Raw genomic sequence first — 12,446 nt, 5'->3', positions numbered from 1 at the left:
TGGCCTATAAAAGGAAGATTTGCAGCTGTTTTTTAAGTTGGTTTTGATTGCCCTAAAGTAGTTTTAGGTTTGAAAAATTGGGCAGTTTTGAGCGCCCATTCTGTCCCAAGATGGGTAGTGGGACGTCCCAACACCCTATTATACAGTATTTTTGAGTATTTTTTAAAACAGACATCAAACAGACATCAGTAGAAGAATTTTAATATTTACTAAAAATATCGGACTTATATTTTGTGCTTATAGGATGGAAAATTGCCTAATGGAAGGGAAAGCATTTAATAGACCGCCAACTTTCCTTAAAATGAACCTCATTTTTACGACACAATCAATATTCATTATCGCTCTTGTCGCTATTACAAATTCATTATAATAATAGTGGGCTTGTACAGCTACTTCCGTAGAAATAATTATTCTTATGATATTTTAATGGAGGTGCTTGAACTCAATTTTTAAATCAATGCTTTTTGTCAAGGCTCTTTTTATATTCTGAAGGTGTTCGCTTGGTGATTGATTTAAATACTCTGTAAAATGAGGTTTTTGAACTAAAACCACTCTTTTCGGCAAGGTACATCATGGTATAGACCTCATTTTCAGGATCTTTTAATTGCCTTTTAAATTCTTGCACTCTTAAATAGTTGATATAATTGGTCAAAGTGGTTCCTTCTGCTTTTTCAAACAGAAGATTAATGTCATCTTCATTGATCCCTGAAATTTGTACAATTTGACCTACGGCCGGGTTGTGCTCCTTATATATGTTCGAATTTTCAATGCTCTTCTTTAACCTTTTGAATTTTTCCATTTCTTCATCGCTTATCTCGGCTTTGGGTACGATTTTCTTTCGGAAAATGGTTTTCCTAGAGAAAAAATAAGATAATGTAAGTACAAAGAGGGCAAAAATTAGATATAGCCAAATATTGAAATTCACAGGCTTGTTGTAAAAAATAATGTCGTCAACCATGATATGTCCCCATCCACCTGAGTAATGGTCTACAATTTCTATTCGAGCGTTCTTGCCCTTAAATTGTGACACATCCCATTGGTGCCATCGCATTTGACCGTCATCTTGTCCGACTTGGGAATAAACAACAGAATCGTTTATAACTAAATTGATACAGGTTTTGTCTTTGTGCGCCCCCCCTCCAACCAGAAACTTTATACCATCATATTTAATTTTAAACAATTTCGAAGTCAGTTTTCCTTGTTTCGTATCATGGGTCTCACCGAATGAAAAAGCAAAAAACTTCCCATTAAATCCATTAGCAGTTATAGGATAGTATACGTTGGTTCTGTTTCTTGGAATTTCGAAGGCTTCCCCTTCCACCTTCCAATTAGCATAAGATCCACTTTCGAAATCTTCAAATATTTCCACCACGGGATATCTAAAATCACTAAAGACAAAATGATCAACGATTATGCTTGCGATGGAACTATATTCGAAATCAGTTGCAATTGCGTCTACAACTTCGATGACGGCCTCTTCTCCCTCCAAATCAGCAACGTCCCATGTGATTTTTCTAAGTGTATAATCATTCATACCAGCAATAGTTCTAACTACCTTATTACCGATAATCAGATTGACACATTCTCGGGTATCATGATTACCTCCGCCCATCAAGAAATGAATGTACTTTCTGTTAATGATGAACGGTTTAGAAACTAACTTGCCTTGATTGTAACTTAACCCCTCTCCTTCAAAATTGGAAAATGCGAAAAATTTGCCTTGTGTATTATATATATTCTCTGATACGGAATCGAGTTGGGTAGGCTTGTTAAATGCTACCCCCAATTTATTCCAATTATCAAAGTTGCCGCTTTCAAAATCTTCGAATACAATATTCGGTCGTTCAGGCGAGGAGCACGAAGCTAGAAATAATGTTATAAAAAAACCCAAACGACGTAACATTGATACAACAAATGCTAATTAAACATGAATTGATAAATATACATATGACCGACCCAATTGCAAAATATCGACTAAAATTCAACAGGTATTAGACTTCTTTATGACAACAGTTATGTTATACAAGTTATGGTGGCTTTCTACCCATGGCTATGATCAACACGAAAAGATAGGAACACAAACCTGCAAAAGCATCCAACCTGTTCAGACTTTCCCTAAAAGGCTCTTTTACATAGCGTAACGATTCATTGATACCTGCCCTAACATTATCATCCCTATTCTTTATTGTTAATTATATTTAACCCGTCTTGTTCATCCCCGTTCAAATGAATAACTTTACCCGTTTGCGTTATTATTTCATGATAAATATCTTCTTAAAACAAGTAGAAACCTAAAGAGCACTGTTTTGACGAAGTTGCTCGATTAGGCACTTAAAAACAACCTCCTCCTAAAATCTCGGTAGACAGCATCAAATAGTATTATACCATGAAAAAATTGATTACGACTCTTCTTATTGTAATATTGGCCTCCTGCAGCACGAAAATAAAGAAGAATGAAAAAGTCCATTCCCCAAAAACTATCAAAAAAGAACTTGCTGAACTACAATCTCGCAGTCCGATGATGGGCTGGGCAAGTTGGAACAATTACAGAATTAATATAAATGAAGATATCATAAAATCGCAAGCAGATGCCATGGTGGCTTCCGGACTAGCGAAGTACGGTTATTCTTATATAAATATTGATGACGGTTTTTTTGGGGGGAGAGATGAGACGGGCAATATCCTGGTACATAAAAGAAGGTTTCCCAACGGTATGAAATCATTATCGGACTATATTCATTCAAAAGGTTTGAATTCTGGAATATATTCCGATGCCGGCATTAATACCTGTGCCTCGTATTGGGATAAGGATACCATAGGAAGCGGTATGGGATTGTATGGCCATGATCGGCGAGATTTGACAACGTTTTTAAAGGACTGGGAATACGATTTCATTAAAGTTGATTGGTGTGGCGGCGAGTGGTTGGGATTGGATGAAAAAACTCGGTACACGGAAATTGGCGCAATGATAAAGGCCATAAAACCGGAAGCAAAATACAATGTTTGTAGGTGGAAATTTCCTGGCAAATGGGTCACTCAAATAGCCGACTCTTGGAGAATTTCAGGGGATATCGATAACACCTTCGAATCAATATTAAGAATAATCGACCTCAATGCAGACTTATGGCCCTATGCCTCCTATGGCCATTACAATGATATGGACATGTTACAGGTTGGGCGTGGAATGAGCTACGAAGAAGATAAAACACATTTTACAATGTGGTGTATGATGCACTCACCCCTACTGCTAGGCAATGACCTGAATACGATGTCTAAAGAAACGCTCGGAATTATTACAAACAAAGATCTGATTGCGATTAACCAGAGTTCTTTTATTTACCAGTCCCGACGGGTAATTGATTTGGGAGAATTAGAGGTCTGGGCAAAACCCTTAATATCGACCATGAGTGGTGAAGTGGCCGTCGTTTTATTAAATAGGTCGAAAACGGCTCAAGCGATTTCATTTTCGTTAGAATCAGTAGGTTTAGATGCGTCAAAAGGATATACCATAAAAGATTTATGGACAAAAGAGGTCTATCAGCGAGCAACCCAACAGGAAATAGCAAGGGAAGTACCAAGCCATGGAGTTGTTGTACTGAGTATAAAAGGCGAATCTTTGCCTTTTAACATATTTCAATACAAGGATAAATAGTAGATTCGTTTCAAGCTAGAATAAGGCGTTCTTTTTTATACTAATTACCCTAAAAGGTGTGAATTATTATTTGCTTGGTCAGGGTGGGCGTACAAAAGTTGGCGGAAAAACGAGGCAATAACATTGCCAGACCATGGTATGTTCAAAGGTAGTTTTGAGGGTTAGGATCTTCAAGTATCAAAGCGAAACTATCAAAAAGGGATATTTAAATTCCCAACCAAGGACTGCAAGAATAATATGGCCCAACAACCTGTTTGGCAGAAAAATGCGCAGGTTCAAAGCTACCATGAACGCAAATTGAATTATCCACTGCCCAGAATATTTTGTACCCAACTTTATAAGCATTATAGAAAACCAGGCCCAGGTATGGGATATTGCTTTTGAAGAGACTGAACAGGGGTGATTGTACCTGACCGTAATCATCGAACTGTTTTATAGAAGAGCGGGGTTGGTCAATAGGCGAACCCCCTACTAAAAGCTACCCTGTCTTCGTAGTGTACAAAACTCGGTTTTTGGTCGCTTCGTGCTATTTTATAAGCAAATTGTATGCAAACAAAAAAAGAGGCTCAACCCAAAGACAGTTGAAACCTCATTTTTTACTTGGTCGGGATGACAGAGCTTACTTTCCCCTATCAAACATCTTATTTTCAATTAGTTAGATATTTAAATCCTAATTAAAACCCTTTTAAGGACACCCCCTATTCTTGGAGTAAAAAAGTAGCTAAAGAACGTAAATTTTATGTGCTTTTACCGCTATAAATTTACGAAGAAAAACCATATCCAAGTGGCGTTTTTAAATAGTTTGGTTTGGATGATATATTTTAGTTTAAAGATTAGTACCCAAAAAACCTTCGATTTTTAAGATCATCTATCGAAAAATGAATCCACTATAACAACGCCGTCATTTCGCTAATGAATGGTTGATTATAAAAACGCTTGCCAGTAGCATTATACATTGCATTGGCCAATGCAGCAAAAATCGGTGGAAAAGTCGGCTCACCTAAACCAGTTGGGTCAACATCGTTTTCAACGAAATACACATCGATTTCTTTCGGAGATTCACTCATACGAATCATTCGGTAGTTGTCAAAATTACTTTGCTGAGGAATGCCATCCTTGAAAGTCAGTTCTCCATAAAGAGCATTCCCAATTCCGTCTACGATTCCACCTTCACATAAGTTTGCTGCCGCATCAGGGTTAATTACAATACCGCAATCAATGACACAAGTAACTTTTTGAATGTTAGGTTGGTTATTTTCCATTGTCATATCAACAACCTGTGCAGCATACGAATTATGACAGAAATAGGCCGCTACACCTCTTTTTAGATCAGAATTGGTATTACCCCAATTTGATTTTTCTTTTACCAATTTCAGAACGCCAGCATAGCGGTCTGCATCATAATCTTTTTTTTCGCCTACTGGATTTTTTGCCGCACGGTTTAAAAGTTCCAAACGAAAATCGATCGGGTCTTTTCCTGCGGCTTCGGCAACTTCATCCAAAAATGATTGTTCGGCACTTGCCATAAAGTTAGAGCGCGGTGCTCGAAAAGACCCGATTGTAATATTGGTGCTAATTGTCCAACTTTCGGCTAGGTAATTGTCTACTGCTCCCGCTGGAAACCTATCTGGGTACAAGGGACTTTCAGGAATGCCTCCGGCATTGATATGAACAGCTGTTAAATTATTTTTTGAATCCAAAGCAGCTTTATAGGTAATCTGATAAGCCGGGCGATAAATACCGCCGGTCATATCATCTTCACGGGTATAGACCAATTTTACGGGAGCCTTCATTTTTTGGGAAATAACTGCCGCTTTCAAAGCCCAATGGGCATAGGAACGCCGCCCATAGCCACCTCCAAGTCGTGTCAATTCGATGTCTATTTGTTCAACAGGAATTCCTAATCTGGCCGAAATAGCCTGTTCTGTGAGCTCCGCTTTTTGAAGAGGTCCAGATAGTTTGGCACTATCACTTTTCACATCAGCGAAAAAGTTCATAGGCTCCATACAGTTGTGCGCCAGAAAAGGAGCGGTATAGGTTCGCTCAACGACTTTTGCCGCATTTCGGAAAGCTGCTTCTGAATTACCATCCTTGCGGACGACTTCCGCTTTTTTGGAACCCATTGCTTCCATCTGTGCTTTATGGTCCGAGCTACTTTCCAATCCCGAAGGGATCGTAAGGGTCTGCTTTGGCCCTCGATAAGGCTGCCTTGCTTCTGTATAGGTTTCAAAAGGTTCCCATGCAACCGAGATTGCTTTTTTGGCGTTCATGACCTCCCAAGTAGAATTGCCTACAATGGCAACCACTTCGAGAAAGGTACAGGTATCAAAATGTTGCCTTTCGTAATCATCATCGAGAACTTTAATCGTAAAAACATCTTGAATACCCGGCATCGATTTTACCGACGCATCATCGACAGATTTAAATTTCATCCCGAAAGCAGGAGGATGCACGATCATGGCGGTCAACATACCTTCGCTAAAGGTATCAATTCCGAACAACGGTTTTCCGGTCATGATTTTGAGTCCGTCTACATTCTTTTTGGAAGTCCCGATGATTTTAAAGTCATCGATCTCTTTTAATTCCACTTCCTCAGGAATAGAAACTTGAGCCGCTGCCGAGGCCAGTTCGCCGTAGGATGTTGATTTTTCAGTTGGTTTATGAAGTACTTGCCCAGATTCCGTGGTAATTTCTTCAAAAGGAACCGACCATGCTGTTGCGGCTGCCGCTTTTAGCATGTGCCTCGCGGAAGCCCCCGCCATGCGAAGTCCTTCCCAACTCGTTCGAATGGCTTGACTACCGCCTATGAACTGACGGTTGTACAGATCGGTGTTTAGGGGCGCTTGTTCAACGATTACGTCCGCCCAGTCTACGTCCAGTTCCTCCGCAACGATCATGGGCATGGCGGTCTTTACATTCTGACCACCTTCGGGATTCGGTGACATGATAGTAACTTGACCATTGTCCGCTATTTTGAGATACCCATTAAGTTCAAACCACTCCTTGGGTAAACTATTGACTTCCTCTGCGGTCATTTTACAGGATGCCAACCAGTTAAAACCTAGCATCAAGCCGCCTCCGGCCAAAGCCGAACTTTTAATGAATGAACGTCTGCCTATAGCTGTTTTTACAAGGGTCATGCTCTAAGTCTTATTTAAATCCAGTATAATCGGTTATCCTACTATTTGTTTTTCCGTAACAAAGGGTTGTCGGTAATGTCGCTGTCCCGTTGCTTTATAAAGTGCATTGGCAACAGCACCAAAAATTGGAGGAAACGGTGGTTCTCCCATTCCTGTCGGAGCAATTTCATTTGCCACAAAATGTACCTCGATTTCTTTTGGGGCATCGCTCATGCGAATCATTTGATATTGATGGAAATTAGTTTTTTGGGGTACACCATCTTTAAACGTCAACTCGCCAAAAAAGGCATTTCCAATGCCGTCCGTTATGGCACCCTCGGCCATGTTCGTAGCAGCATCGGGATTAACTACGATTCCACAATCGATAGCACAAACCACTTTTTCAACAACGGGTTTTCCTTCTTCCATCCGAATATCCAGAACATGCGCAGCGTATGAATTATGGCAGAAGTATGCGGATACCCCTCGATGTACATTTGCCGGGGTTTGATTCCAATCCGATTTCTCCCGCAACAATTCCAAAACCCCTGCATAGCGTTCGGCATCATAATCATTTTGCTCTCCGACGGGATTTTCCTTGGCACGTTTTAAAAGATCCAATCGAAAGTGGATAGGGTCTTTGCCCGCTGCTTCCGCAACTTCATCCAAAAAAGATTGCTCGGCACCTGCCATAAAATTGGAACGGGGTGCCCGGAATGCCCCAATGGTAATATTGGAATCAATGGACCATTCTTCGGCCAAATAATTGTCCAAAGCACCAGCCGGAAAACGATTGGCAAACAATGGACTCTCAGGAATTCCACCAGCCTTAACATGCAAGGCAGTCAGATTATTATTTTGATCCAAGGCAGCCCGATAGGTCGCTTGATAGGCGGGACGATAAATACCATTGGTCATATCATCTTCACGGGTATATACTAATTTTACCGGTGCATTTACCTTTTGGGAAATCAATGCAGCTTCCACGACATAATGGGCATAGGCCTTACGACCAAATCCACCACCCATTCGAGGCATTTCCATAGTGATGTTTTCCGCAGGAATTCCCAAACCAGAAGCAATTGTCGGGACAATTAAACTTGGAATTTGAATAGGCGCGGCAATCTGTGCTTTGTCTCCTTCTACATGAGCAAAAGCATTCATAGGCTCCATGCAATTATGGGCTAGAAAGGGAGCGGAATAGGTTCTCTCTATAACTTTCGCGGCATTTTTAAAAGCCTTTGCAGGGTCACCATCTTCACGGACTATTTTACCGGGCCTACTAGAAAGTTCTTCCATTTTAGCCTTATGACTGGCTGAAGATTCCAAACCGGCAGGAATATTTTTTGTTTCCTTACCCCGAAACCCGGCAATCGTTTCGGAATAGGCGGCAATGGGTTTCCATTCAACTTTTAATTTCTTTTTGGCCTGTAACACTTCCCATGTCGAATTTCCGACTATTGCGACTATTTCGGGGAAGGCATTCGTATCGAAACCGCCTTTCTCATAACCATCTTTAAAACTTTTGATTGCAACTACATCTTTTATTCCAGGCATTGCTTTTGCCGCACTATTATCAACAGATTTCAAGGTCATTCCAAAAGCGGGTGGATGCTCGATCATAGCGATCAACATGCCTTCTTTTTGGTAATCCAATCCGAACATCGGTTCGCCAGTAACGATGCGCTTCGCATCGACATTTTTGTGGGATTTACCAATGATTTTAAAGTCTCTGACCTCTTTTAGTTGCACATCTTCAGGAATGGTAATTTTAGCAGCGGCTGAAGCCATTTCACCATATGCCGCTGATTTTTCACTTGTTTTATGATAGAGTACACCATTTTCCGTTGTTATTTCTTCTGCCGGAACCTGCCATGCTTCCGCGGCTGCTGCCACCAACATGTGTCTTGCAGAGGCACCTGCCATGCGAAGGGGTTCCCATCGGGTCATGATACCACGACTACCACCAGTAAATTGCATTCCATATTTTTCCGCGTGATAGGGCGCTTGCTCCACAACGACGTTTTTCCAATTGATATCCAATTCCTCGGCGACGATCATGGGCATCGAAGTGCGGATGTTTTGACCGAATTCAGGATTTGGGGTATAGATCGACACTACGCCATTGTCCCCGATTTTTAAATACGAATTCATCTCGAACCACTCCTTGGGCATGGCCAAAATTTCTTCTTCGGTTTTGTTCTTGCAAGAGGCCAGCCAATTAAAGCCGAGTACCAATCCTCCGCTTGCAAGGGTAGTTGACCGTATAAAGGCGCGTCTGCCTATTTTTGTTTTGATGAGTGTCATTTTATGAGATTTTGGGGGGTGCTCAACGCTTAAGCGTTAGCAGAGTTTGCTGCGATTTTAACTGCTTTTTTAATACGGGTATACGTTCCACAACGGCAGATATTTCCATTCATGGCGGTTTCGATTTCGTCGTCAGAAGGATTCGGATTTTTTTCCAATAAGGCCGAGGCGGTCATGATCTGTCCTGCTTGGCAATAGCCACATTGCGGCACATCAACTTCTAGCCATGCTTGTTGAACTGGATGGTCGCCTTTTTCCGATAGCCCTTCGATAGTTGTGATTTCTTTGTCCCCAATTGAGGAAACAGGAAGTTGACAGGACCGAACCGCATTGCCATCTAAGTGTATGGTACAGGCACCACATTGTGCGATACCGCAACCGTATTTCGTGCCGACCAACTTGATGTGGTCTCGTAAAACCCAAAGCATGGGTGTTGTTGGGTCGAGGTCCACCTCTTGTTTAGTTCCGTTGATGTTGAGTGTAAATGATGCCATGATATTCTTGTTTTTATAGAGACTGTTCTAAAGTTACTGATTTTATGGAAGTTCGTTTTTTGTAATTCTGTTAAAAAAAAGTGTTCTATTGGTGTAAAACATTTATTTGCTTCAGCCATTTTTGCACCGCTTCCCTTACTTCGACTTCCCGTTTTCCCTCCATCACAAAATAAATACCGTCCCTTTCCACGCCGCCTTCGACCGACAATTCGTTAAGAATGGAGCTATTCGGACTCAGCTCTTTTAGCGTACTCAGGCTGCTGCCAAGTCCATAACCAGCATTGGTATTGAAGGGAATGATAGTTTTATCTTTCAAATCATATTCGTTTAAAAAACTCTTCATGGGCGGTGGCAGTTGCATGCCCCAAGTAGGGAATCCGAAGAAGATGGTATCATATTGCCCTATATCTACTTTCGTTTTTAAGAGAGGCAAAAATCCGCTCGCATTCTCCTCGGCCACCTGTTTTACGATGGCATCATAGTCTTCGGGATATGGGTTTTCCAATTCCACTGCCACCAAATCGCCACCTACTTCTTTTTGAATCATTTCGGCAACCGTTTTGGTGTTGTTGGTACGGGAGAGATAGAGGATAAGCGTCCTTTCGGAACTTTGGAAATTTCCTATTGCACCGAACTTTTCCACCTGCAAGTCGGCTAAGCCCAGAGAAATAAATAGATACAATGTGTAAACCGCAAATTTCATGAAATCGAATTATTCTAATCTCTGGTAAGAAGTTTACTAAAGGTCAAATCGGCCAATTGCCAGTTGTCATTTTCCTTTACATAGACCTCCGTAACCATAAAAGGGTTGGTTACTTCATTATTACCCACGACAGCCAGCAAAGTAATTCGATTCCAAAGAATGGCGGTTTTGTCATTCAAAACTTCTACCATTGTTTCATGGACATCCGCCTTTTTATAATGGATGCCGCCACTTCGGATAATATCCACTTCCCGATCTTTGCTCCAAGTACCGCCCATGTGCACGAACTTGGCCTTTTCATGAAAGAGTTGCGCCAGTTTATCCGCATCCTTGTCCGCCATCCATTGCCATTTTTGTTGGGAGAGTTGCTTGATTTCCTGTTCGATATCGGCGGATTGCGCCATAGCCATTGGTACGCTTAAAAAAGCGATCAGTACGCCTAAAATCAGTTTTCTATTCATCGTTTTGTTTTTTGTTTAAAGTTTAGTGTTTAATTTCATGGGTGTCCCTAACACTGCTAAAGGTCAGGTCCAGCAATTTCCAATCGTCCCCTTCCTTTTGATAGAATTCCGTTACTGTAAATTCGGTCGTAACATCGTTGCCCCTTACGTGGGCGGTAAGCGTAATACGGTTCCAGAGTACGACAGTGTCCTTTCCGAACGTTTCTACGGCCACGTCATGAACCTCGGCATTCTTGTACCAAATACTTCCCGATTCGATGATTTCCAGCTCCCTGTCCTTTTTCCAAGAACCGCTCATGTGTACAAATTTGGATTTGTCATGGAACAACGAAGCCAATTTGTCCACATCTTTATCCGCCATCCATTGCCATTTTTGTTTGGAGAGTTCCTTGATTTCTTCTTCGATGCCGTTGCCTTGAGCGAAAGATGACGCACTAATTAGAATCAAAAAGATTCCGAATACAAGATTTTTCATTTTTTAAGTGTTTAAAAGTTACTACTGAATACTATTATTTATTGCAATGAGGTATACTTTTTAATGGGTCATTAACAAGTTTCCCAAACCTATGGAAAATTTAAGATAGTCGGGTTACCTGATTTACTGATTTACTTACCATTTTTACTGATTTTGATAGGTTATATGGCTTATTCACAAAACATTAACTAAATTCGGAAAAAGGCAAATACCTATGGTCTCAACTAAAGATTTGATAAAGGTGAATGACTATTGCTCAAAATTCAATCTGTCAACCTTGCACCCGTTGGTCAGTGTGCATGATTTGTCGGAAGGCACCTTGGATGGGCGGGAACATGCCGAAGCCGTCAGGTATCACTTTTACGGTGTTTTCCTGAAACAAGGGGAGGGTTGTATTTTAAGATATGGCCGTCAGAACTATGATTACCAAGATGGGACCTTGGTGTTTTTAGCACCTGGACAGGTAGTACACGTCGGGCATATCGATGCTAGTTTTAAACCGTACGGTCATGCGCTTTTGTTTCATCCCGATTTGTTTTATGGAACCCAATTGGCCAAAACGATTAGCGAGTACAGTTTTTTCTCCTATCTATCCCATGAAGCACTCCATATCTCAAAAAAGGAACGGCAATTGGTGTTGGACTTATTTGATAAGATACGAACTGAACTTTCCCACGGAATAGATAAGCACAGTAAAGAACTCGTCGTTGCTAATATCCAACTATTTTTGAAATACTGTATGCGGTTCTACGATCGGCAGTTTATTACCAGGGAAAAGGAAAACCTTGGGGTTATACAACGGTTTGAAATGTCCTTGAATTCCTATATCCAAACTGGAAAAGCCAGAGAGTTGGGTACCCCTTCGGTCGGCTATTTTGCGAAGGAACAAAATCTGTCTTCCAATTATTTCGGCGACCTGGTCAAAAAGGAAACCGGGAAAAGTGCCAACGATCATATTCAGGACCAGTTGATCGAGATAGCCAAACAAAAAATCTTTGATCCGGAGAAAACCTTAAGCGAAATTGCCTATGAGCTTGGGTTTAAATATCCGCAACACTTTACCCGACTTTTTAAAAATAAAGTAGGGTATTCGCCACAGAAATTTCGGTCATTGAATTGATTCTTCCATTACCATCCAAGATTCTGGCTAGGGTAAACTAGGTGCTAAAAAACGGCCGTTTTACGATACTATTTCTTAAGCAGGCAATACATTTTCTGAGAGTGTCCCATTCTTG

Annotated in this window: 9 protein-coding genes; 2 read left to right on the top strand and 7 right to left on the bottom strand. The window is 41.0% G+C overall.

From position 1 onward, the window contains the following. Positions 1-454: 454 nt before the first annotated feature. Positions 455-1,903 carry an AraC family transcriptional regulator gene (locus tag AACZ88_RS09525; protein WP_339709250.1) on the bottom strand — a complete coding sequence of 483 codons (1,449 nt, stop codon included), beginning with the start codon at positions 1,901-1,903 and terminating at the stop codon, positions 455-457. Positions 1,904-2,386: 483 nt separating this feature from the next. Between AACZ88_RS09525 and AACZ88_RS09520 the strand changes: the two genes are divergently transcribed. Continuing rightward, on the top strand, positions 2,387-3,652 hold the full coding sequence (locus AACZ88_RS09520) for a glycoside hydrolase family 27 protein (RefSeq protein ID WP_339709248.1): 1,266 nt from the start codon (positions 2,387-2,389) through the stop codon (positions 3,650-3,652). 887 nt (positions 3,653-4,539) lie between these two features. On the opposite strand, the gene AACZ88_RS09515 is transcribed toward AACZ88_RS09520, so the two are convergent. The 6 genes from AACZ88_RS09515 to AACZ88_RS09490 all read right to left on the bottom strand — a co-directional run bounded on the left by AACZ88_RS09515 (position 4,540) and on the right by AACZ88_RS09490 (position 11,211). Further along, entirely contained in the window at positions 4,540-6,792 is a 2,253-nt protein-coding gene (locus AACZ88_RS09515) for a molybdopterin cofactor-binding domain-containing protein (RefSeq protein WP_339709246.1), read from the bottom strand. 33 nt (positions 6,793-6,825) lie between these two features. Next, on the bottom strand, positions 6,826-9,078 hold the full coding sequence (locus AACZ88_RS09510) for a molybdopterin cofactor-binding domain-containing protein (protein WP_339709244.1): 2,253 nt from the start codon (positions 9,076-9,078) through the stop codon (positions 6,826-6,828). A 29-nt stretch (positions 9,079-9,107) separates the two neighbouring features. Then, the gene (locus AACZ88_RS09505; RefSeq protein WP_339709242.1) at positions 9,108-9,572 is read right to left on the bottom strand and encodes a (2Fe-2S)-binding protein; all 465 of its coding nucleotides are present in this window, start codon (positions 9,570-9,572) and stop codon (positions 9,108-9,110) included. An 85-nt stretch (positions 9,573-9,657) separates the two neighbouring features. After that, positions 9,658-10,275 (bottom strand): flavodoxin, encoded by a 618-nt coding sequence (locus AACZ88_RS09500; RefSeq protein ID WP_339709240.1) that lies wholly within the window; start codon positions 10,273-10,275, stop codon positions 9,658-9,660. A gap of 14 nt (positions 10,276-10,289) precedes the next feature. Continuing rightward, on the bottom strand, positions 10,290-10,736 hold the full coding sequence (locus AACZ88_RS09495; protein ID WP_339709238.1) for a nuclear transport factor 2 family protein: 447 nt from the start codon (positions 10,734-10,736) through the stop codon (positions 10,290-10,292). Between the two features lie 22 nt (positions 10,737-10,758). Next, on the bottom strand, positions 10,759-11,211 hold the full coding sequence (locus AACZ88_RS09490) for a nuclear transport factor 2 family protein (RefSeq protein ID WP_339709236.1): 453 nt from the start codon (positions 11,209-11,211) through the stop codon (positions 10,759-10,761). A gap of 214 nt (positions 11,212-11,425) precedes the next feature. Between AACZ88_RS09490 and AACZ88_RS09485 the strand changes: the two genes are divergently transcribed. Further along, on the top strand, positions 11,426-12,331 hold the full coding sequence (locus tag AACZ88_RS09485) for a helix-turn-helix transcriptional regulator (RefSeq protein WP_339709234.1): 906 nt from the start codon (positions 11,426-11,428) through the stop codon (positions 12,329-12,331). Positions 12,332-12,446 lie beyond the last annotated feature (115 nt).

It is taken from the genome of uncultured Kriegella sp. (assembly GCF_963975415.1).
Classification (GTDB): Bacteria; Bacteroidota; Bacteroidia; order Flavobacteriales; family Flavobacteriaceae; genus Kriegella.
This window is presented reverse-complemented; position numbering and strand designations above follow the sequence as displayed.